A 23,730-nucleotide genomic window follows, 5' to 3' on the forward strand; every position below is an offset into this window, starting at 1 on the left:
TTCGGAGGATGCATGGATCTGCTTTCACAACTAATGGAACACTTCTCGATACGTACCGGTGTTTTCTATTCTGGCAATTTGTGCGGAGTGTCGTCATTTAAGCCGCAACAGGGTAAAGAAGGGCATCTTCATGTATTGAGCGCGGGTGAGTTGACCTTGTCTAGCGCGCACACGGAGTACAGGCAACTGGCACAGCCCTGCATTGTTTACCTGCCGAATAGCACACCACATGTGATAGAAGGTGTGGGAGACGGTGCTGAGGTCGTGTGTGCGAATGTCGAATATCGTTCAGGGCAGATGAATCCTTTATTGTCTGCTCTGCCTGACGTGATAGTAATTCCGTTTGCGGATGCACCTAACTTAATGCCAGTGATAGAGGTGTTATTTCGAGAGTCGAGTCAAGATTCATCGGGGCAACAATATCTAATGGACAAGTTGAGTGACGCCTTGATGGCTTTGATTTTCCGCCATCTCATTGAACAACAGCAGATCGATCAAGGCGTATTTTCTGCACTTGCTCATCCGCGGCTTGCTCCGGTCGTTACTGCGATTCACCTAATGCCTGCTCGCCACTTTTCGATAGAGCAAATGGCTTCATTGGCAGCGATGTCTCGAACTCAGTTTATAGAAGCGTTCAAGCGTGAAGTGGGTGAAACCCCAGGTGACTATGTACAAAAGTGGCGAGTCTCAGTGGCTCAATCCCTCTTATTGCAAAATAAGCCCATCAACTGGGTTGCTGATGAAGTGGGTTACAGCAGCTATTCGGGGTTTTCACGCGCTTTTCAGCATGTTGCTGGGGTGTCACCGCGCCTTTGGCTAAAGCAAAATGTATCGTGAAACGCTCGGCAACCTTACCCAATATATGGCTATTCGCATCGGGCTGGTCTATGTTTTAGCGGAAATTGTGCAGAGTTTGTTCTTTTCTCAAAAGAGGGTCTAAAAAGGTGGACTTTTTAAGCTTGTCGTAACATCCTGCTCGTCCTATTTTATCTAGACACCAATGAGACGAAGTGCCTGCTGGACATTATTCAGCCTCCCGTATCTCATTAAAGTATTAAGGAGTTCAACTTGAACCTATTTGTAAGAGACCTTACCGTTATCGATTCTTCATACATCTGTGAACATAGAGGGGTCGTAGGAGATAGTTGGATTTTAGATGTCACCATGTCTGGTGAACTTAATGAAATGAGCATGGTGCTGGATTTTAGCAAGGTCAAAAAGCAGATCAAACACCTCGTTGATGAGCACGTTGATCACCGCTTACTGCTGCCGATGCAAAGCGCTGCAGTTGTTCTTCAAGCGAGCAAAGCGGGCTATTCTCAGGTTGATGTGTTGCGTGGTGACAAGAGCCTCCACCTACATTGCCCTGACGAAGCGTACTGTCTTATTGATGCAGAGGCGATCACCATCGAGAGCGTGACCGCACACGTTTACCATATTCTTCGCGATAACCTACCAAGTAACGTCACTGGGTTAGAGATCACCCTTCGTCATGAGAACATTAATGGCGCGTTTTACCACTATACCCATGGTTTGAAAAAGCATGATGGCAACTGCCAACGCATCGCACATGGTCACCGTTCTCCAGTCGAAATCTTGGTTGATGGTCAGCGTGACGAACAACGCGAACAGGCGTTTGCTCAGCGCTGGGAAGACATTTACTTAGGCTCTAAAGAAGATCAAGTTTCAATTTCATCACTTAATCTGAGTGAACACGCGCAAAGCGTTAATGATGAAAGCCACTATGGCTTCCGCTACACAGCACCACAAGGCGAATTTGAGCTAGCGATTGCTAAGAGTGAGACGGAAATTTTACCGACAGATACCACAGTAGAATTACTGGCAGGCTATATTGCGGATCAAGTTGAGCCGAGCCTAGCAGAGAACCAATCACTACAAATCGTCGCTTATGAAGGGGTCGGTAAAGGTGCGATGGCGTTCCTATAGCACCTCACGAGTGAGATAATCTCGGTTCCAATATGATGAAAGAAAGGCAAGATATTAAGTTATCTTGCCTTTCTTTTTTGTGGCTCTTTAAAATTGATTTAGCGGATAGTTTTAGGCACAAAATTTAACCGCGAAAGGTCAACACGCCCTAGCGAAGTAGCGCGTGTCGTAATGGTGTTTTTTCGATACCAGCAACCAACATAAAGCTCAGGATAAAGGTGCCGAAGAAGACGGTGATGTCTTTACCGAGCTCCGTGATACCCAAGACTCCACAAACGTTGAACAGCACAATAATGATCAAAAGGTGGCAAACGTAGATACCTAGCATGCGATTCGAGATAGCGCGAACCCAAGCGTAGTTACCCATGTTTGGATTAGCTAAAAGCCACATAAACACACCAATCCCCCACAGAGCCGTACCAAACAAGAAATCATTCATGTTGAATCCGACGTCGAACGTGGTGAGCCATGCCGCCTCAGCAAAGTGAATCAACATGCCTAACGCTAATAACCCCAACGCTTTAGTTGATGACACCTTCCATTGATTCTGACGAATAACGAAACCTAAGGTCACCATTAATGTGCCAAAGAACGGGCCGTTACGCGTGAAGAAGGGTGCTTCCAATCCGGTCAGCGTTGCGTAGCTTCCTGCCAAAACACCATAGCCATAGAGTGCAATAGCGATCGGTAATAGAAGTTTGTTGAGTTTCAATTCAATCAATAAAGCGATGATCAACACTGCGCAAACAAGGGCTGGAATGAACCACAAATGCACCAGACCTCCCTCTAAGAATGAGTTAAGAGGAGTGCTCATTAAGAAACCCCAATAGCCTTCACGTTCACCTAGATAGCCAAACTCTTCTACATTCGCGAGATTGAATGGCATCACTAAGCAAATGATGCTCCATGCCAACCAAGCCTTAAGCAGTGGTTTGGAGTAGTTAATGAAGGTTGTCCAAGGCGATGCGGCCAACTTAGGCTGAATAAGATAGCCAGAAATCAGGAAGAACAGAGGTACCGCAAAACGAGCGGTTTGGTTGAGCACATAACCGATCCAAGGCACTTCATCTATTTGCCAATAAGTGAGTGCCATTTGGCCGTGTAAACCAATGATCGCCAAGATAGCAATCACTCGGCCTAACTCGATACTGGCGATGCGTTGTGAAGGCATATTTTGAACGGAAGACATATCAGATCTCTAAGAAAAATTTCGTAAAATCTAACAGTCTTTATGTGGAATCCGTTAGTCCTAAATCAAAGGTGGAGGCCTTTGATTTAAGGCTTATATTGATTTTTTGAAGCCTGTCGCAGCTATATTAAATCCATTGCAGTCAGTGCGAATATACCAAGGGTGCAAGTGATAAGTGAAACGACAGTGGTTAACGCGATAATATTGGCAGCCAATGTGGAGTTTCCACCCATCGCACGGGCCATAACATAGCTTGCAGCTGCCGTTGGCGCGGCGCTCATTAAGAAGATAAGCCCGAGATCGAGCCCTTCAAACCCTAAGTACCCAGCAGCCAATGTAATCAGTAACGGTGAGGCAATTAACTTGTAGCTAGAGGCGAACCACGTCGACAACTTTTCTTGTTTGAGCGAGCTAATATCCAGCGACCCGCCAGTACAGAGCAGGGCCAAAGGTAATGTCATATTGGCAAAGTATTGCCCAGCGTCAGCCACCATTTTTGGAATCGGAATTGAAAGCGCATAGAAGACGACCGCTAAGAAAATAGCAATAATTAACGGGTTTTTGGTGATGGACTTGACGATCACTTTAATGGCTTTAGCGCCGGTGTCTTTGCCTTTGGGTGTCAGTGCAATCACGGCTTGAATGTTATACAGCACGGTTAGGGATGCGACATAGATAGCCGCCAATGCCACGCCTTGGTTGCCATAGATATTAGCCACATAGGCGAGGCCAATGATCGCGGTATTAGCGCGGAATCCACCCTGGACAATCACACCTTGATCTTTCGAGTTTTTGAATACCAATTTGGTCGAGAAAATCGTAAACAAGAAAAAGACAAAGTTAGCGATGACGCCAAACGCCACTAACGCGCTACTGGCTGAAAAATTATGATTTGATTGAACAATACTAAGAAATAGCATTGCTGGTAGGGTGACTTGAAATACGACCTTAGATGCGACATCAATGAAATTATCATTGATCAAGCCGATTCGCTTGAGCATCACACCAAGAAACAGCATTAAACAGATAGGGCCTGTTACTGACGCCGAAAACGCAAACTGTTCCCAAAGTGTGTTCATTCTTTTTCCTTTGTTAGTCGATTTCAATTTCCTTTGAATACTGTCGCATTTTTCCACAATTCTTTGATAATACAAAATGAATACCAAGGGTTAAGTAAAAAACTTGAAAAAAAGTACGAACGTGCTAAAAATAAAGCATCAGATTTATTATTGGTGAATAATGAGCAAAGGAAAGATAACCAAAGAGTATATTTTGAGCCATGCATTTTCACTTGCGAGTGAGAATGGTCTTGAAAGTTTGACGATTGGCGAATTAGCCAAGCAGTGTGGTATGTCTAAGAGTGGATTGTTTGCGCACTTCAACTCTAAAGAGAACCTGCAACTCTCTGTACTCGAATATTCCAACGCCATATTCATTGAAAGAGTCATCATTCCGGCGAGAGAGTTGGGCGACGGTGATATTGAAGCCAAGCTGAAACAACTGCTCGATAACTGGCTGGGCTGGAACCACTCGTTCCAAGGCAGCTGCATGTTTATTGATGCTTGGAAAGATGCAGGCAGCGAAACCTCTGTGATTCAGAAGGCACTGCAGAAAACCATTTCAGTGTGGATTGATTACTTGACGATTCAGGTAGCAAAAGCGGTTGAGAGCAAACAATTCAGAGCCGATTTAGACCCGAAACAGGCAACCTTCGAGTTGTACGGTCTCTACTTAAGTGCGAACTTGTTCTACTCATTACGAGGTCAACAAGCCAGCCACACTCATTTTTGGAGTGGTGTCGAGCGCTTGGTAGCCAGTTGGAAAGCGGTTTAATACATACAGCAGGTTAACTCGCAAATCATGTGAGTCTTGCTGAAGTAAGGCTTACAACAAAATTTTAGAGAAGTGGTGGTAAGCGATGATAAATCGCAGTAGCGCCATTTTTTATATCAACAAATAGCACGGTCGTTCGATTTTTAGGGCCGAGCTCGATCCGCCAATAATGATGGCGATACAAGGAACGGTCATGAGTGACAAAATCTATTTCAATACATCGAACAAATTCAGCTTCAAGCGTAGCTTGATTGGTGCTACAACCAATCTGCACTACATTTTAGCTCCGAGTCATGCAAAGAAAACGGCACGTAAACTGCTGCTCACTCCGATGCGTACCGAGCAAAAGAATGCCGATCCAAAAGGTTTGATTAAAAGTGAAATCAAAGGTCGTGACGGTGTATTGAAGACATACTCTCTGGGTACGGGACCCGTTTGGGTGCTGACCCATGGTTGGTCTGGCACCGCGAGTCAATTCTTTCCTTTAATGGAACACATCGCCGCGAAAGGTTTTACGGCCTTGGCTTACGATCATCCTGCCCATGGTGGCAGTGATGGTGTACATGGGCATATCCCAGCGTTTGTGAACGGTTTAGAAGCGATTCTAGATTCGGTTGGCGAAGTGGCAGGTTTAGTCGGTCACAGCATGGGTACTGCTTCAGCGTTGGAATGTAAGCACGTTAAATTAGAAAACAAACCTTTGTTGCTTATTGCACCTGTGTTGGATTATCTAGAAAACCTATTTGGTAGCGTTGCGCGTTCTGGTTACTCAATGAAGCTGTTTGAGGCGGTCGTGGGTGAAGTGGAGGAGCAGTTTAACTATCCAATTCAGTCTGTTGATCCATATGGAAAGCTAGCGCTTCGTGAGTCTCAGACGATCATTGTTCATGATGAGCAAGACAAGTTTACTAAGTTTGATGTGTCTCAGCGTGCTGCTAATGAAATGGGTCGCGTTACCTTGATTGCGACTCAAGGACAGGGTCACGGGCGAGTGATGAAGTGTCCACAAGTATTCGAGAGCTTTGATAACTTAATTGGCTAAGTCCAACGATCGCAAGTCAGTAGGACGCCAATAAAAAGATCGTAAGCCCAAAGCTCAGAAAACATAAATAAAAAGGCCAACCAGACATTATCTGGTTGGCCTTGCTTTTAGGTGTTTAGTCGACGCTTAGTTAGCGTTTAGCTAAACCCTATTTTTAGCTTGCACAGTTTGCAGGGCCGATCTCTTTCCACACGCCCCATTGGCCTGTCGTTGTTGGATCTTCACCTGTTGTCCACCATTTCGCTTCCCAAATCTTACCGCCTTGAGTTACTTGGTCGCCGCTAGTATAGACCGCACTTGAATCCCAAGCGTTAGTACACGTACCGCCGCCTGTGGTTTTCTTAAGAACGTTCACTGAAGTAGCCGCTACCGATGTATCAGTGCCATCGCTGACCGTTACAGAGAAGTTCAGCGTCGTATCTTGCGTGTATTCCGCCGCGACAAAGCTCACTGAAGCACCTTGAACCGTAGCATCAATACCAGCAGGCACATCCCACGTGAAGGTCAATGTATCTTGGTTAGCATCACTCGAAGCCGAAGCATCAACCACGACTACATCACCCGCATTAACTTCAGCCGGAGCCGTAACCACAGCAACTGGTGCTGTATTGACTGGACCCGTGTCTTTAGGGGTTACTGTTACAACAACGGCGTCAGTTGCAGTAGCGCCTTCGTTATCAGTTACCGTTAGGCTAAACGTTAGTACTTCTTGTTGCACGACTTCAACCACATCGAAGCTTGCAACTGCTGTATTAGCGTTGGCTAGCGTGACCGCTGCACCGCTTACTTGTGCCCAAGCGTAGCTCGCAATCGTGCCGTCGCTGTCTTTTGAAGCGCTACCGTCTAGAGAAACAGAAGCTGGGCCTTCAACCGATTGGTCTGCGCCCGCTGCTGCGGTTGGTTTACGGTTTACAGGATCTGTTGTTCCGCCCGCTAGGCCTTCATGCATTGCGTTGAGGATGTCGCCGTTATCTGCATCAATTTCCCAAGAGAATAGACCCGCAAGGCCAAGGCTACGAACGTACGCGCCTTTTGCTTTTACTGAGCGGTCATCATCAAATGTGATCAGCTTGCCCGAAGTACGGTTCCAAACGTAAGGCGCTTCTGCCATTTCGTCGTAACCATATTCAAAGCCGTTGATGCCTTGGTTGTTTGCACCAAGCATGTTCGCCTTAATGCCTTTGTAATCGATAACGCCATCTTCCCATACACCTTGTGCAGAGCTACCGGTCAGTTTGCCATTACCAACGCCTGTCATTGGATCGCTTGGATCTGAAAGTGATGATGGTAATACGCCTTCCCAACCACGACCGTACATCGCTGTACCAACCACAAGTTTGTTCGCAGGAACGCCTTGCTCAAGCAGCAATTGGATGCCGTTGTCTGTGGTGTAAGCTGGACCAGTGTATTGTTCGCCATTTTCATCAAGTCCTGAGCCATCACATTGACCAGGACGCATGAAGTTACCGCAGTTTAGTGCTGTTTGGTGACCTAAGACGTTGTTCCAACCGCCGTAGAAGTCGTAAGTCATTGCGAAGATGTAATCCATGTATTGGATAGCATCGCCGTAGTTCACGTCTTCAATCTTATCGTGACCAACACCGATCGCTGATGTTAGCTCGTAAGTACGGCCGTTCTCAGCTTCTAGCTCATCCAACATAACGCGCAGCTCTGCCATCAATGCAATGTAAGCAGGGCCGTCATTTACAGGATCACCAAGATCGGGAGCAGCACCGCCTCCACCAGGGAATTCCCAATCGATATCGACACCATCGTAGAATTTCCATGTGTTGAGGAATTTCTTAACCGATGCAACGAACGTGTCGCGGTTGGCTTTAGTCGTGAAATCGAAGAACGGGTCAGACAGTGTCCAACCACCAATTGATGGGATGATTTTCAAGTCTGGATTGCGCTGTTTTAGCGCCATCATCATTGCGTAGTTACCCTTGATAGGTGAGCTGTATTCGTGACCAGCTTGCGGGAAACTCTTTTGGAAAGCGGCCCAAGGGTCATGAATCACCACTTCGTAATCGTTTACACCCTGACAGGCTGTCATGAGTGCGTTGTAGCTGTTGCCGCCTACCGATTTTACTGATTCATTAGGACCACAAATTGGGATGAAGCCATAAAGGATATGGGTCAAGTTGTCAGCGGGTAGGTTATCAACGGTGTAATCACGACCATAAATACCCCACTCAACAAAGTAAGTACCTACTACCGTGCTTGGGTCTGTATTGTATGACTTGTTGTTCGGATCAACATTCATTGCAAGTGGCGCTAAGTGTGAACCATCGGTATCTGCAATCGTGATCTGAGCAGGAGCACTCTTGGCGCAGCCTGTTTCGTCACACGCTTCGATTTCCATCTGAAATAAGCCGCCTTGGCCGTATTCGAATGAAGCTGTAGTTTGGCTGCCAGTAATAGGGCCAGTGGCCACTTTAACGCCATCGAAGTAGATGTTGTACGTGCTTCCTGACGTTCCGCTCCATTGGTTGAACTTGACGTCGACCTTTGCTTTGTCGTGATATTTAACCATCTGGTTGTAGCCTGATGTGGTTTCCATCGCGAGTTCAATTTTAGAAAACTGCAGGTTGTTGGAACCGTACATGTCGATGCTAGGTGCTGTAGGAGCAGCTAATGCTGTACCAGATAGCGCTAGAGCAATGCTTGCCGCACAGGTATTAATACGAATCATACTTTTTCTCTCATTCCTTGAAGGTTACGAGAACCAAATGGCCCCATAAACGGCTCCAGTCAGTTTTGAAGGAGCTTCCCAGTCAGTATTCGAGAGAGTTTTAATTTTATAACTGAAAATAAATCCGTTTTCGATGGACAACTAAAAAATAGTATTTCGTTACAATTCTGTTGCTTAATGAGTGAGAGGCTGAGTCCATGTTTTATAAAATAAAACACCCTTCAGAAGTAAAATCTCATAAGTGAAAATCCACGACATGAAGTTATGAAAAGATGCAACAAACGATAAGAAAATATCGCAAGTTGAAGCAGTATCACAAAGCGAAGTGTGTTGAGTGAGCGGCGCAGATCGGTAGGTAAATATGAAAGTAGTGATGCGGAGAATACTTTTTACGGAGAAGACTATTATTTAGACGACTGAAGACTGAGAAGGGGATTATCTTTTGAATTGCTCAGCTAAGGAAGCGCGTCTTTGTTGCATAACACTGTGGGTATCACCAGCTGCAGTATCTTCGTAGCCTTCTTTAATAAATTGCTGAGATGGTACGCTTGGCTCTAGTCGCTTCAAGCGAGGAGAATCGTAAGTACCACTGATGGTGTAAACGGTGGTTCCAGAGCCTGTGCTAATCGTGACAATCTTGCCATCAAAATCAAACGAGGTAGCAATGAGGCGATGATTCATCATCACACCATTATCTGAAAGTGTCAGGGTATCAGTATTGTAAGGTGGTGCTGCAATCTCTATCCATGTGCCATAGACATTACTTGGGCTGACAGATTGTTGGTGGGCTTGGTAAGCAAAATAGCCCGCGGTGAGGGCAATCATAAAACCAGCTAATAGGAAGCTGTAGAGTAACGAGTTGGCAAATAAATCTCTGCTTTTGATCGACTTTTTTGCCATTATCTCTTCATTTTCCCACTGATATTATTTTAGATTCTATTAACTAAAACCTTAGTTTGCAAAAATTGTTATAAGAGTTAGAAGCAGGATCGAATGTTCCAATAAATTTGGTTGCGTTGGCGATTTTTTGCCTGATTCCTTGGTATTTACGTTATCAATGAAAGTGAATTCAATAAATGCCTAAGCTATGCGTATTTATTTCTTGTAGGACAGTCTCGAATTGGTTAAAACAATTATCACCTAGATTTACGCATAGGCTCATTCGTTGAGTCCAATAATTGCAATTTGAAGATAACAAGGAAGTACAATGATTAAAGAAAATACATACTTTGATGGTGGCGTTAAGTCGTTAGCGTTTAACCAAGCTGGCGCTGATGTGAGTGTTGGTGTGATGGCGGCTGGCGAATACACATTCGGTACCGCGGCTCCAGAGAAGATGACCGTTGTTAAAGGTGCTTTAATTGTAAAGCGTGTTGGCGATGATGACTGGACGACATACCAATCTGGTGAGTCTTTTGACGTTGCGGGTGATTCTTCATTCGACCTACAGGTAAAAGAAGCGACAGCTTACCTATGTGAGTACCTGTAACTCGCTCTAAATTCGTTTAATTAGGGCATCGTTGGTCTCTGATTTAATAGAAAAAAACCACGCTCTAAGAGCGTGGTTAAATAAGTGATAGTAACCGGCAGTGGATAGTGTCACTTGTTTTTGCAGTCATCAAATGGATGACCAAATCGTTGTTCGTTGCAAAATATCTTCAATCTTCAATCTTCAATCTTCAATCTTCAATCTTCAACTTCAATTCAAAGCTAAAAGCTCAAAGACAGACATCTGTAAATCAGTAAGTCTCAAATACGCCGTTGTTGTAATCCTGAATCGTCTGTTCAATCTCTTCCATTGAATTCATGACGAACGGACCATAGTGCACAACAGGTTCATTAATCGGCTGACCAGAAAAAATCAGTACACCTGAATCTTCTAGGCTTTCTAAAGACAACAATTCAGCTTTTGTTAACAGGGCAAGCTGACCTTGCTTGATCACTTTGTCGTTGATCTTAATACTGCCTCGGTACACATAAGTCATGGCATTGTGATTAACATTAGTCCCTAACGTCACTTTTTGCCCAGAATGAGAGCGCCAATCCGCAACGCTTAATGGCACACCTGTTTTCTGCAATGGACCTTGCGCCCGTAAAGCCTCTGAATCATCGTTAGTTTGGTTATACAGCTCAAATCCACCGGCTATCACACGTAATAAACCGCTTTGCTCATCTTGATGTTCAGCAATGCTTTCACTCTGGAAATCATGGTATTGCGCTGGTCGCATTTTGTGTGTTGCTGGTTGGTTTATCCAAATCTGAAAACCGTGCAATGCGCCTTCTTCCATCATCGGCATTTCACTGTGAATCACACCACGACCCGCGGCCATCCACTGTGCGCCACCGCTGCGTAGCTCTCCAATATTCCCCATGTGGTCTTTGTGTTGGAAGTGACCTTGGAGCATGTAAGTGAGCGTTTCTATCCCACGGTGAGGGTGTGGAGGAAAGCCACCAACATAGTCTTTGCTTTCATCCGACTTAAGTTCATCAATCATCAAAAATGGAGAGAAACGCGTGTTATTGAAACCAGCGAGTCTTTGGATTTTGACGCCATCACCATCGGAGGTAGCATGTGCTGCAATCACATGATCTACTGTTCTTACACTCGTCATTTTGAAATCCTCATAAACTTGAATAGCTGTAGTTTATGTAATTCGATTTAAAAAGAAGATGGCATAGCGTTGAGTGACTTATTCGAAAATTTTGAACAGGTAACAATAATTTTGAACAGGTAACAATATGAAATTATGTCTATACTCAATATAGAGTAGACCGCCAAGGAGGCCGCTATGGCAGTACAGCAAAAACATGGCGAAAGGCAAGGTCGGATGGGCTTTGATAACGACTTTACAACGGAGCAAGGGCAGCGTTTTACCGAGGTTGCGAACAGCGCGGTTAAACGTCGCGTGAAAAAACGTGAGATTGAAGCACCGTTTATTCAGTCGGCTAAGCAAGCTGCTTTTAAAACGGTAGTGAGACCTAGAGGCAATAACCCAAACCGAACACGACAAGTCGTATGGATCATTGTGATCGGGTTAGTGAGCCTATGGCTTATGTATATGGCAGGTTAGCGCGCTTAGCAGTAAGCGATGTCAATGGTTAACGTTGACGCGTTTTTAACAGCGTAACATTGTTCCCTTCGACTTTTGCTTCAAGACAATCTTCAAGCTCAGATGAATCCGATTCTGAGAAGGTTAGATTCGTCGGTAGTTCTTCTATCAAGGTCGATACTGGATTGTCGTGATAATAAGCGTATCGGTTTTTTCCTGAGTGCTTAGCGACATACATCGCTTTATCAGCACATCTCGTCAGTTCATGTAATTCTTGAGCATCTTGCGGATACAAAGACACCCCAACACTGAGCGTCAACTCCTTTATTCTCTCGTTTGTCTGGCAACCACTTTCGAATAACCCACAAATCCTATCTAAAATACCGTCTAGATCTTTACGAGTTGGTACATCGTAGAGCATCAAAACAAACTCGTCGCCAGCAAAGCGCGCAATCGAATAGTCGTATTCATGGCTTTTTCTGTCTCTGGTTCGGATGTTGTTGCTCAAGCGATTAGCAAAGTGCTGTAAGACACTGTCTCCGACGTCGTGCCCGTAGCTGTCGTTAATGCCTTTAAAGTCATCAATATCTAAAAAGACCAATGCCGTAAGTGATCGCTCACTATCCACTGTCGCAAGCTTTTCTACCGCCCAGCGCTCAAAACTCCAGCGGTTTGCCAATCCGGTAAGTTGGTCTCTGTAGGCGAGATCTTCAATGCCTTCTTTATACAGGCGTTGGATGTAACTGACGGCTTTTGTGTAGTAATAAGCGGATGTGTGACACACCAAACTCATGGTAAACAGGCTAAGAATAAATCTGTGTGTGCTGTTAAATGGCAAAGAAAAGTTGTTGGGCATCGCCGTAATTAAGATGCTGATAAATAGGCAAAATGAGGTGCTGAAGACAATGCCAATTCTGAAATCGTTAATGAAAATGACGGCTGCCAGAATCGGATAGAGCCAAAGTATCCGGTCGGGAATAGCGTGACTGTACAAGAATAGGATAACCCCTTGTACCAGAAGAACGCCACTCAGAATCAATTCTGAATATTCAGGGTGAATGACTTTTCTTACGTAAAATGCATTGGAGATAGCGATCAGTGCAAAACACAATTCGAAAACCGATAGTGTGTAATGTTGGCCTTGGAAGTAAGCCCAAGTGTAGAAAATGAATAACGCAGCGGCAGTCAGTGAAAAGGAGTGGACAATCTTTTGCTTGCGGGTGGATCGTATGTCCGCCATTTCTTCTAGATGTCTGCCGACCAGCCTTTTCATGTGATTTGTGCCAAAGATTTTGATAATGAAGTTAATAGTAGATTAAATAATAAGCTATGCGGATACTTAGATGGCTATTTAGTGTGATTGTTATCAAGGTTTTATATTAAAAATGCCCAACCGATAATAAATAGTGATGCGTATCACTGACGGCGCAAGCTTGTCCGAGAGGGAGGATAATCAAGGTTCGAGTTGGCAAAAGCGATTTAGTTATTATCCACTTGCTTTCCAATGATTTACTCAACATAGTTTGTAGATAGCTAAATGTTTATAGATACCTAAATTTGATAGAGGCTCATTATGTTAATTACCTTTAGTTGCAAGGCTCATGCTAGCGTCACGATGTTTGGTGAAGTAGGTCTTCAGTTCATTAAGATGCTTGGACATAGTGGCGCGATCCCAGGAGCGATTGATGCTTCAGAGGTTCCTCAAGCGCTAAACAACTTACGTGCTGCGATCGCTGCTGAGCAGAGCAAACCGGTAGAGCAAGAAAATGCTGATGACGACAGTGAAGAAGAGGTTGTTGAAGCGCCTGTTAATATCGGTAGCCGAGCTTTTCCGCTAGTCGAACTATTGAAAGCGGCTATCAAGGATGAATGCGAAGTGATGTGGGAAGACGGCAGCGGTAAACGACTGTAGTACGATTCGCGCAAAACACGTAACAAGCCTATTGAATCTATTTTAATAGGAATGAATGTTGAGCCAGTATTGATCATGTCATGGAGTTTGATGGTGATGAATCGACACTGGCGCTTTTTTTAGGCGAAGTGTTTCACTTGTGTCTGTTCGTTTACAAAGTTTATCAGCCTTGAAATGAGTTACTTTTGTTATCGTAATATCAATACATAACAGACCGTAAACAAAGTGATGCTGTTCACGCTTTCTTGACTCCCAATTCTGAACTAGGAATTTTTCTTAGTTATTCTAAGACCCTCTCTCATGCGGTCGATTTTTAGACTCTTTATTATTTCACGGTCAACTAACAAAGAATGCATGGTCGCAATTATGCCGTGCAGACCTCATAAATAATAAGAGAGTTCACAATGTTAAAGTTCCTAGATCAGGTTCGAAAACCGACACTGGATCTTCCGGTCGAAACTAGAAGAAAAATGTGGTTTAAACCCTTCCTACAATCTTACCTAGTCGTGTTCATTGGTTATCTAACCATGTATTTGATCCGTAAGAACTTCAATGTCGCGCAAAACGACATGATTTCTACTTATGGGTTATCAATGACGGATCTAGGTCTTATCGGTCTTGGTTTCTCAATCACTTATGGTATCGGTAAAACCGTCGTTTCTTATTACGCCGATGGTAAAAATACCAAGCAGTTCCTGCCCTTCATGCTTGTCCTTTCGGGTATTGCCATGTTGGGCTTCAGCTTCAGTATGGGTGGCGGCAGCGCTAGCTTATTCATGATGGTTGCCTTCTACGCATTGAGTGGTTTCTTCCAAAGTACGGGTGGCCCTTCAAGTTATTCAACGATCACTAAATGGACGCCTCGTAACAAGCGTGGTTCGTATTTAGGTCTTTGGAATATGTCGCACAACGTGGGTGGTGCGGGTGCTGCTGGTGTTGCTCTGTTTGGTGCGAACTACCTATTTGATGGCAACGTTATTGGTATGTTCGTTTTCCCATCTATCATCGCGATTGTGGTCGGCTTTATTGGGATGCGTTTTGGTAATGATTCTCCAGAAGCATACGGTCTAGGTACGGTTGAAGAGTTGTTTGATGAAGAAATTAGCGAAGAAGATACTATCGCTGAAGAAAATCAAATGACCAAGAAAGAGATCTTTGTTGAATACATTCTAAAAAACAAAGTGATCTGGTTGCTCTGCTTCGCGAATATCTTTTTATACATTGTTCGTATCGGTATCGATCAATGGTCTACCGTTTACGCGTATCAAGAGCTAGGTCTATCAAAAGAAACGGCGATTTCAGGCTTTACTCTTTTTGAAGTCGGAGCACTGGTTGGCACATTGATGTGGGGTTATTTATCAGACCTTGCGAACGGACGCCGTGCTTTAGTTGCTTGTGTATCGCTTGGACTGATTATTGTCTCTCTAGAGTTCTACCAAAATGCAACGAGCGAGTTCATGTACCTAGCGTCACTGTTCGTACTTGGCTTCCTAGTGTTCGGTCCTCAACTGTTGATTGGTGTTGCTGCGGTAGGTTTTGTACCTAAGAAAGCAATCAGTGTTGCTGACGGCGTGAAAGGTACATTTGCTTACCTAATTGGTGACAGCTTTGCCAAACTTGGCCTCGGTATGATTGCGGATGGCACACCTATTTTCGGCTTAACGGGTTGGAAAGGCACATTCGCAGCATTGGATACATCTGCTGCTATTTGTATTGTTTTGCTGCTATTCGTTGCGGTTGCGGAAGAGAAGAAGATTCGTCACGCGAAGAAGATGCACCTAGCGGCTCAAAACGCCTAGCGAGTTTTCGTAAATAGAGTTTCGGGTAGTTAGTCTCACGTGCTTTATTTGATTAAAGCACGTGAGATCATACCAATCGCTAGTTCGATTCAGTATCATCTCTATCAATAAACTTAATATTAAATAGCTCCTGTCGGGGCTATTTTTCTTTCTTACTCCTAATTTTGGTTAATATCATGATTAATGTTGCGCTTGTTGATGACCACGTCATTGTTCGTTCGGGCTTTGCTCAATTACTCAGTCTTGAAACTGATATTACGGTCGTGGGTGAATTCAACTCTGCGGCAGAAGCGCGCCTCGGATTGCCAAGTTGTCACCCTGATGTCGTTATCTTGGATATTTCAATGCAGGATGAAAGTGGCTTGAGCTTATTGGAAGAAATTCCATCAGGCATTGCCAGTATCATGCTGAGCGTACATGACTCTCCGGCGATGGTTGAGAAGTCACTAGAGTTAGGAGCCAAAGGTTATCTCAGCAAGCGCTGCAGCCCAGATGAGTTAATCCAAGCCGTACATACGAGCGCAAATGGTGGCTGTTATCTCACGCCCGATATCGCTATAAAGCTTGCGACACCAATGAAGAATAAAGCCTCTTTAAATCAACTCACCCGTCGAGAAAGCGAAGTGTGCCAGTTATTGGCAACAGGGCTCGATGTGAAATCTATCGCCGTTGAGTTAGGAGTTAGTCATAAAACGGTTCATGTACACCGTGCTAATGCCATGGACAAACTCAATGTTAAGAACAACGTTGAGTTAGCCAAATTGTTCACTCAAGATCAGTACTAATGCGCTCCTATCTAGCCACCTCCCTATGTGGGGTTTTTATGGCTGGCTGCGCATGGTTTTGTTTATGGGTTATTGCCTTTTATTTCATTAATGACCCTGAGTTAGCCATTCTGCTTTTTCCATTCTCACTCAGGTTAGGAATGACGCTGCACACTCGCACTCACTATTGGCCTGCTATCTATATTGCAGAGTGGGGGCTCGCGATTGCTTTAGCCCTATTACTCGATGAGCCACAGTGGTTAACCATATTAATTGCGAGTGGATTAAGTATTCCCGTTACTTTACTTGCTAAGCGGTACTACTTTGGTGACCAAAATCGTCACCTGTTAGTGATGGCGAGCTTGATCATGGTTACAGCATTGATCAACGTGGCTGTGATGAGCTCTCATGTTTCTGTTTTGTATATGGTGGGCTTAGTGAGTATCACTGGCGGGCTCATGCTGGTGCCTATGTGTTATCTGGTCTGGAACTATCTATTCCAAAATAAGTGGGCGCCACTGAGCTCTTACTTAATCCATAATGTTGTAGAGTTCAAAATCCGTCACATCGCTTTATACAGTGTGTTGCTGGTGGCCAGTATTTTGATACAAACCAGTTTGCCTGATGAACTAAGGCGCTTCGCCCCATTTTGTATGGCGATCCCTATTATCTTGCTAGCCGTTCGTTACGGATGGCAAGGCGCTTTGCTCGCGACCCTGTTAAACAGTGTTGCGCTGATTGCTGCCCACAGTGGAACGTCCAAACTTGAAATTACCGATTTACTCTTATCTCTTTCCGCTCAAACCATCACTGGTATATTGCTGGGTCTTGCAGTTCAAAAGCAAAAAGATCTCAATTCGAAATTGCGCAGTGAGCTCTCCAGGAATCAAAATCTTTCACGTCAGTTAATCACGGCTGAAGAATCGGTTCGTCGTGACATTGCTCGTGAGCTACACGATGAAATCGGTCAAAACATCACCGCAATTCGCACTCAAGCAAGCATTATTAAGCGTGTCGATACCGCTGAAATGAGTGTTCGTTGTGCGGGGACGATTGAGTCATTGTCTTTGAATGTTTATGACACCACCAAACGTCTACTTACAAAACTAAGACCTAAGATGTTGGACGATCTTGATCTAAAAGATTCCGTGGAACAGCTTATTCGAGAGATGGAGTTTTCGGATCATGGCGTTGATATTCAGTTAAATTGGCAAGGTGATTATTCGTGTTTGAGTGACACGCTCAAGGTCACTATCTTCAGGCTGTGCCAAGAATCTCTAAACAATGCCTCCAAATACGCCAACGCGAGCGAAATCAGAATTGAACTGATTCTAGATGATCAGGCTTATCTTCGGATTTCAGACAATGGCGTTGGTTTTACAGCGCAAGACCTTCTCAAAGGAATGGGTGTTCGTGGTATGCAAGAGCGTGTTCAGGCGCTCGGTGGCAAGATGACAATCGACGCTAATGGTTCCTCTTCGGGCACCAATATCAGCGTTACATTACCTAAAGTGTGAGAACGAATATGTTTGGATTTCTGCGCTCAACAACGTCAAAGAGTGATGCTCTAACTGATGATGAGATTAATCTGAGTTACCACTACTGGCGCCTTCACATCATGATAGGAATGTATGTCGGCTATGCCGGTTTTTACTTCACTCGTAAAACCTTTAATTATGCCGCGCCAGCCATGATCACCGACCTTGGCTTGGACAAAGGCGATATCGGCTTAATTGGCACGCTCTTTTATCTTTCTTATGGCTTATCGAAATTTATCTCAGGCACGATATCGGATCGTTCAAACCCGCGCTACTTTATGGGGCTTGGATTAATCGCAACAGGCTTGATCAATATCGCGTTTGGCTTTTCTAGTTCGTTAGCGGCTTTCATTTCGCTTTGGGTACTGAATGCATGGTTTCAAGGTTGGGGCTGGCCATCGTGTTCTAAGTTATTGACGACTTGGTATTCTCGCTCCGAAAGAGGCTTTCGCTGGGCTATATGGAATACAGCACACAACGTTGGTGGGGCGCTAATTCCTATTCTCGTGGGTTATCTAACGCTGCAATTCAGTTGGCGAGCTGGGTTTATCTGGCCGGGTGTGATTGGTGTATTTATCGGTCTTATCGTTTGTTGGCGCTTACGTGATAAGCCCACCACCATGGGACTTCCGACGGTAGGGAAGTGGCGCAGTGACCATCTAGAATTGGCGCAAGAGAGCCATGGGCAAGGGTTAAGCTATCGAGAAATCTTGAAAACTTATGTGTTCAGCAATAAGTACATTTGGTTGCTCGCCTTTAGCTATGTGCTGGTTTACATCGTAAGAACGGCAGTTAACGACTGGGGTAACTTATACCTCACCGAAGAACACAATTACAGTTTGATAAACGCCAACGCTGCCTTGTCTCTGTTTGAGATTGGCGGTTTCGTTGGTTCACTTGTGGCTGGGTGGGGCTCGGATCGGCTGTTTGGTGGTAACCGCGGTCCAATGAACATCTTGTTTGCCATCGGCATATTTCTTTCAGTTTCTGCATTGTGGTTGATGCCTTTAACCAACTTTGTGTTTCAAGCTGCTGGGCTGTTTTGTGTAGGATTTTTTGTTTTTGGTCCTCAAATGCTTATTGGCATGGCGGCGGCAGAATGCTCGCACAAAGACTCTGCTGGGGCGGCGACAGGCTTTGTTGGCTTGTTTGCTTACATGGGTGCAGCACTTTCTGGTTACCCATTAGCGCTTGTTCTAGAAACTTATGGTTGGAGTGGGTTCTTCATTACCATCTCTACTTGTGCAGCCGTTATTGGCTTGCTGCTGCTGCCTTTCCTACAAGCTCAATCGCCTCAGAAAAGTGCAGAGGTTCGCTCTGGCTTTTAAGGACTCTTCCCGATAACAAGATAGTCGCTGGTGTTTGTATTGTTGCTTGTATCGCTGCTGTAACCAGTGCGATACAAGCAGCTATCTTATTCTCAGCGCTTTCTACTAGTGATATTCAAATGTGACTCTTTTCACGCTTTTCATCGATCTCACCTGTTTCTAAGAATTTTTCCTATTGCGTCTAAGACCTCATCTCATGTGGGTCCTAGCTGCTCTCTGTAGTCTTTCTAATTATTTACGTTATTAGAAATCAGCTCTCTGAATTATGTTCAAAGGGCTCACTATGGAAAACGCCATGTCACTCAGCCACTTCTCAGAACACTCATTTTTCCCAATGGAAAACACCATCCAAAATTATGCATGGGGGAGTATTTCTTCGATACGTGAGCTGTTTGGCTTTAAGAATGAGTCACAAGAGCCGCAAGCGGAAGTCTGGATGGGAGCGCATCCGAAGGGCTGCTCAATGGTCAAGCTTGACCAACATTTGGTGCCTCTATCTGAGCTGATTAACAAGAATAAACCCGCTTATCTATCTACTGATATTGCGCAGGAGTTCGGTGAGCTACCGTTCTTGTTTAAGATCTTGGCAGCAGAAAAAGCGCTGTCTGTTCAGGTTCACCCAAACAAGCGCCAAGCTGAAATTGGCTTTGCGAGAGAAGAGCAAGCAAGAATCCCCCTAAACGCAGGGCATCGCAATTACAAAGACTCGAACCACAAACCTGAATTGGTTTACGCGATCACTGAATATCAAGCGATGAATGGCTTTCGAGAGTTCGATGAAATATTAGGTCTGTTCAGAAAATTGGATTCGAGTGAGCTGGCTGGCTTGGTTGAAGAGTTTGGTAACAATATTGATTCTCTTGGTTTAGAAGCGTTTTTCCGCGATCTGTTAACGCTGAATGATCAACGTAAACACCGAGCATTAGAGCAACTTCTGACTCACGCAGCCGCTCACCAAGATCAAGCTGAGTTTGCCTTGGTTACTGAGCTTAGCCATCAGTACCCGAACGATATCGGTTTGTTTTGTGTCCTGCTACTTAACTTGATCACACTAAAGCCGGGTGAAGCGATGTATTTGAATGCGAACACTCCGCACGCTTACATCAAGGGGACTGGGCTCGAGATCATGGCGAATTCAGACAACGTGTTACGTGCTGGTTTAACGCCAAAGCACATTGATGTGGCTGAGTTAGTCGCCTGCACAACATTTACGCCAATTCCCTTCGAACGCTTGTTGTTAGCGCCCTCAAAACTGGGTCAATGTGATAGCTATGATATCCCGGTCAGTGATTTTGATTTCAATATCTTTCATCGCCCTCAGCAAGAAGAAGTCATCACAAGCGGCGCTGAAATATTAATGGCAATAGATGATGATTTAACGCTAATGAGTCAGAAAGGCGAGCACTTAACCCTCACTAAAGGACAATCTGTATTTATTCCAGCCTATATAGGTCATTACGAATTGAGCAGTAACGGGCGAGTGGCCAGAGCGTTTAATTAGGGGAATAGCTGTCGTCTAACATTAGAAAGCTTTCGGGCTTTGGGTATGCGGTAAAGTCGTAGAGATATTAGTAAGAATGAACATTTCATAACAATAAGAGCTCTTCGAATCAGAAAACAAACGTTTTCATAGGTTGACTAATAAATGCAAACTGAAACAATAAGTCGCATTTATAGAAGTGTGTTGATCTAAAGGAAATTTGATGAGCTCTTATTCTCACGTTCGCAGTTACGCCAGTTTATTCAGTGTCTTATCGTTGGCGGTTGCGTCAGCTCCGAGTGCCGCTGATATATCAACAACGCCCGTCATTGGTGGCGTGTTTAGCTCCAGTGAAGTGTTGAAAAATCAGGTGCTTTTAAGCCTAAGTTACTCTGCCAAACTCACTCGTGATGCGGCTCTTTTCACGATTGGTGGCGTTACATTAGATGCGTATATTCTCGCTCTCCCTTTAGATGTCAAAACAAAAGCCAGAGTCGTTGCTCAGTTATCTAACCCGACGTACTCAATTCCTTTGGGTTATTTTCTCTATAGTTATTACGACCGCTATTCAGGCTTGGGCAGTGAAGATGTGTTCAAATCTTACTTGTCGACGGTTTATGATAAGCAGGCGCTAAAGGGCTTTGAACATAGCCTCTATCATGTTGGAGATAAGCCAACCTCAGAGCATCATGAGCCAGATACCTCGACTGAAGCAACGGGACATCATGAAGGTATTCGTATCGATGAACAGTTCATTGCCAACATGGTGGTTATCTACGATGCGTTATTCGAAATTGGTGTTTGGCAGGATATGGACACGCTCCCTGCGAATTACACCTACTTAACCAATAGCCCTGAAGATCTAGCGATCATCGCTCAGATTCAACCGATCATCGTTGATTTGATCGATAAAGCGGCATTGGGAATGGATGACGGCGACATGAAGTCTGCAATGTTGGCGATTGCAGAAGATGGTAAACCAGAAAACGCTGATAAGCCGAATAACAAAGCACAAGCTCTTACCATCACGCTTATTGATTTTGTGCGCTTAAACTTGCTGAAAGCCTACCGACAGTTTGTGTTTAAAGAAGAACGTGCAGAAGCGCTCGATGATTGGATGCAGCAAGCGTTCAGTGACCAGCCTGATGCGCTCATTCAGTTCTTAGAATCCCAACAGAACAAACGTTTTGCGGTCCAAGTGACTGTCGATGGTTTACAGCAGGGGTTGATCGAAGGCTTGGTCGATGAAGATTCACCTTTCATTTCTGTTGCTTACCAAAATCATAAAAACCGAGCGCAATACAAACCTAAGCTAGAAACGGTGATTGAGCCTGAGCATCAACAGCAGGTGAGGTTCATGGAGGTTCTGTCTGAACAAACCTACCGTGATCCGAATTATCTTCCGTTCTTCAAAAAACTCTATCAAGAGAATCGAAATAATATAAGCCGAGTGGGTATCTCTTCTACTCCGACGATCAGCGTACGTAATCTACCGATCATTAAAACGGGCGCGAAAGTATCGGGGCAAGGTGGCACGGGTATTCCTAATTTCCACTTTGTTGACCGAGAGATCGACCGAGCGTATTACTTCTTTGGTAATGATGCCCTGCAGTTGGATGTGTTGATGGAAAACAACAAGGTGCAGACCATGTTTGATCGCCTTGATTACCTAAAAACGCTGAACTGCAATGCTCAATATGATTGGAATGCTCACACCACTTACGATGGGTTAGTAAACCTAGGTTTGGGTGAGTCACTACGTGATTATGGTGAGAAACGCTGCGTGAAAGAGCTTCAAGAACGTTCAGAAGTCGAAGTGGTTTTGCAAGAAAAGCGTCAAGCCTTGATTGAAGATATTGAAGCGTATCAGACTATATCTGGCTTTGATTTTTTCACTAAGTTTTCAAAGAAGGCTCAGGTTAAACAATTGATTACTCAGTTTGCCGAGTTAGATGGAAAAGGGATGCCAGACTACACCTTGGTGTATAACCCATGGCCGGATCACTTCGCACACTTTACCGGTCCTTTTAGTGACGAAATTCTGATGCCGACGGGAGAGCTTAACCGACTGGACTATTGGATTCGCCAGATTGAAGCGACTTACCGCAGTGCCGGCGTTTACGATAAAACGCTATGGGGTATGGCAGGGGATCATGGTTTAACGCCGGTGTTCTACGCGCTCAATCCCGAAAAGCAGGTATTTGAAGGCTTACAAGCAGAGCTAGAGTACCCAATAGTGGTTAAGAAGATATCTTCAGACGAGGGTGAAGGGCCTAAAATCACCAATGCCCTAAGCTACCCAAGTTCGAAGGAGTTGGATGTTGTGGTTGCTTCTACTGCTGGTGGTAACTTCATGATGGACTTCTTTAATTCGGCTCACGGGTGGCAGGTGCAGCCAGTTTACCAAGAACTCACGCAGTGGTCTCCGATTGCGGCGACAGCTGGTCAGAATATCGACATCATCAATCAGATAGCGCAACGCTTGCCTGAAAGTCTTGATTATATGGTCGTAAGAGAAAGTACATGTGATCAACAACGCTGCGCTGTTCGTGTGATTGGCAATCGTGATTTAAAACGGGTCGATGAATTGATCACACGTGAAGGTGACAAGCTTTTCTATGAGTCATTGGAAGACAACCGAGCGCCGATTTTGCTTAATACACAAAGGTTAAATCCATACCTAGCATCACCAAGCGAAGCTGATTTTTCACAGTACTCTCAATTAGTAGAAAAGTGTATTAACCGAGCGGTTAAGGCGGATGTGACAACGTGGTGTAGCAGTGCTGAGTGGACTTCATTGACGCTACCAACACCTCGACCAGATTCAGTAAATCAACTGGCTAATATCTACCTTGAAGATAGGGCTGGCACGGTTAACTTGTTCCCTAAAGCAGGAATTGGCTACAACACCAAGGTACCAGGGCGTCATGCTGGTGAGGATTACTTAGAGAAAGATGCCTTCATCGGATTCTGGGGAGCGCCAATTGGCGATAACTCTCAGAAATTGAAAATCGAAGCTAATGGATCTTTAGCACCAACGCTGTTTGAGTATTTGACCGGAGAACCTGTGGTCGAAGGCGAGAACGGTTGGGGTTTTCCGTCGTTGATTGAGAAATTAGATATTTCAAGCGCGCGCTAACGTAAACGCTCTCT

At 44.7% G+C, this 23,730-nt stretch carries 19 protein-coding genes; 13 read left to right on the forward strand and 6 right to left on the reverse strand.

What is annotated here, in order from left to right:
• Window positions 1-12 precede the first annotated feature (12 nt).
• Window positions 13-837 carry an AraC family transcriptional regulator gene (locus tag AC3CID_RS23925; protein WP_114634363.1) on the forward strand — a complete coding sequence of 275 codons (825 nt, stop codon included), beginning with the start codon at window positions 13-15 and terminating at the stop codon, window positions 835-837.
• 231 nt (window positions 838-1,068) lie between these two features.
• Window positions 1,069-1,947, forward strand: coding sequence for a 6-pyruvoyl trahydropterin synthase family protein (locus AC3CID_RS23930; RefSeq protein ID WP_488527641.1), 879 nt, complete (start codon window positions 1,069-1,071; stop codon window positions 1,945-1,947).
• Window positions 1,948-2,095: 148 nt separating this feature from the next.
• On the opposite strand, the gene AC3CID_RS23935 is transcribed toward AC3CID_RS23930, so the two are convergent.
• Window positions 2,096-3,136, reverse strand: coding sequence for an acyltransferase (locus tag AC3CID_RS23935; protein ID WP_488527642.1), 1,041 nt, complete (start codon window positions 3,134-3,136; stop codon window positions 2,096-2,098).
• Window positions 3,137-3,258: 122 nt separating this feature from the next.
• Window positions 3,259-4,215, reverse strand: coding sequence for an AEC family transporter (locus AC3CID_RS23940; RefSeq protein ID WP_488527643.1), 957 nt, complete (start codon window positions 4,213-4,215; stop codon window positions 3,259-3,261).
• Window positions 4,216-4,375: 160 nt separating this feature from the next.
• On the opposite strand from AC3CID_RS23940, the gene AC3CID_RS23945 reads away from it, so the two are divergent.
• A complete protein-coding gene (locus AC3CID_RS23945) occupies window positions 4,376-4,969 on the forward strand; it encodes a TetR/AcrR family transcriptional regulator (protein WP_265972556.1) in 594 nt (197 codons plus the stop codon).
• Window positions 4,970-5,162: 193 nt separating this feature from the next.
• Complete coding sequence (locus tag AC3CID_RS23950; protein ID WP_265972558.1) at window positions 5,163-6,011, forward strand: alpha/beta hydrolase; 849 nt, start codon at window positions 5,163-5,165, stop codon at window positions 6,009-6,011.
• A gap of 154 nt (window positions 6,012-6,165) precedes the next feature.
• Here the strand turns inward: AC3CID_RS23950 and AC3CID_RS23955 are convergent, their stop codons facing one another.
• Together AC3CID_RS23955 and AC3CID_RS23960 are read right to left on the reverse strand one after the other, a co-directional pair.
• Entirely contained in the window at window positions 6,166-8,706 is a 2,541-nt protein-coding gene (locus AC3CID_RS23955; protein ID WP_488527644.1) for a glycosyl hydrolase family 18 protein, read from the reverse strand.
• A gap of 435 nt (window positions 8,707-9,141) precedes the next feature.
• Window positions 9,142-9,606: a DUF2850 domain-containing protein gene (locus AC3CID_RS23960; RefSeq protein ID WP_004732753.1), complete on the reverse strand. Its 465-nt coding sequence runs from the start codon at window positions 9,604-9,606 to the stop codon at window positions 9,142-9,144.
• Between the two features lie 307 nt (window positions 9,607-9,913).
• Here AC3CID_RS23960 and ppnP point away from each other — a divergent pair, with 307 nt between their 5' ends.
• On the forward strand, window positions 9,914-10,195 hold the full coding sequence (gene ppnP / locus AC3CID_RS23965) for a pyrimidine/purine nucleoside phosphorylase (RefSeq protein ID WP_054546124.1): 282 nt from the start codon (window positions 9,914-9,916) through the stop codon (window positions 10,193-10,195).
• A gap of 250 nt (window positions 10,196-10,445) precedes the next feature.
• Here the strand turns inward: ppnP and AC3CID_RS23970 are convergent, their stop codons facing one another.
• Entirely contained in the window at window positions 10,446-11,318 is an 873-nt protein-coding gene (locus AC3CID_RS23970; protein ID WP_488527645.1) for a pirin family protein, read from the reverse strand.
• A gap of 177 nt (window positions 11,319-11,495) precedes the next feature.
• Here AC3CID_RS23970 and AC3CID_RS23975 point away from each other — a divergent pair, with 177 nt between their 5' ends.
• Complete coding sequence (locus tag AC3CID_RS23975; protein WP_054546126.1) at window positions 11,496-11,777, forward strand: hypothetical protein; 282 nt, start codon at window positions 11,496-11,498, stop codon at window positions 11,775-11,777.
• A 28-nt stretch (window positions 11,778-11,805) separates the two neighbouring features.
• Here AC3CID_RS23975 and AC3CID_RS23980 read toward each other — a convergent pair whose 3' ends face one another.
• Window positions 11,806-12,996: a GGDEF domain-containing protein gene (locus AC3CID_RS23980; protein ID WP_488528011.1), complete on the reverse strand. Its 1,191-nt coding sequence runs from the start codon at window positions 12,994-12,996 to the stop codon at window positions 11,806-11,808.
• Between the two features lie 333 nt (window positions 12,997-13,329).
• On the opposite strand from AC3CID_RS23980, the gene AC3CID_RS23985 reads away from it, so the two are divergent.
• From AC3CID_RS23985 to AC3CID_RS24015, 7 genes are all read left to right on the forward strand, one after another.
• Complete coding sequence (locus AC3CID_RS23985) at window positions 13,330-13,668, forward strand: DUF1840 domain-containing protein (protein WP_146455334.1); 339 nt, start codon at window positions 13,330-13,332, stop codon at window positions 13,666-13,668.
• 404 nt (window positions 13,669-14,072) lie between these two features.
• A complete protein-coding gene (gene uhpT, locus AC3CID_RS23990) occupies window positions 14,073-15,467 on the forward strand; it encodes a hexose-6-phosphate:phosphate antiporter UhpT (RefSeq protein ID WP_004732760.1) in 1,395 nt (464 codons plus the stop codon).
• Between the two features lie 176 nt (window positions 15,468-15,643).
• On the forward strand, window positions 15,644-16,252 hold the full coding sequence (uhpA, locus tag AC3CID_RS23995; protein WP_004732761.1) for a response regulator transcription factor UhpA: 609 nt from the start codon (window positions 15,644-15,646) through the stop codon (window positions 16,250-16,252).
• Entirely contained in the window at window positions 16,252-17,748 is a 1,497-nt protein-coding gene (gene uhpB, locus AC3CID_RS24000; RefSeq protein ID WP_488527646.1) for a signal transduction histidine-protein kinase/phosphatase UhpB, read from the forward strand. The genes uhpA and uhpB overlap by 1 nt, the downstream gene beginning before the upstream one ends.
• 8 nt (window positions 17,749-17,756) lie before the next feature.
• On the forward strand, window positions 17,757-19,097 hold the full coding sequence (uhpC, locus tag AC3CID_RS24005; RefSeq protein WP_237298758.1) for an MFS transporter: 1,341 nt from the start codon (window positions 17,757-17,759) through the stop codon (window positions 19,095-19,097).
• Between the two features lie 295 nt (window positions 19,098-19,392).
• Window positions 19,393-20,598: a mannose-6-phosphate isomerase, class I gene (manA, locus tag AC3CID_RS24010; RefSeq protein WP_488528012.1), complete on the forward strand. Its 1,206-nt coding sequence runs from the start codon at window positions 19,393-19,395 to the stop codon at window positions 20,596-20,598.
• Between the two features lie 202 nt (window positions 20,599-20,800).
• Window positions 20,801-23,716 (forward strand): alkaline phosphatase family protein, encoded by a 2,916-nt coding sequence (locus tag AC3CID_RS24015; RefSeq protein ID WP_488527647.1) that lies wholly within the window; start codon window positions 20,801-20,803, stop codon window positions 23,714-23,716.
• The last annotated feature ends 14 nt before the right edge of the window (window positions 23,717-23,730 follow it).

This window comes from Vibrio sp. QJM3NY_21 (genome assembly GCF_057785975.1).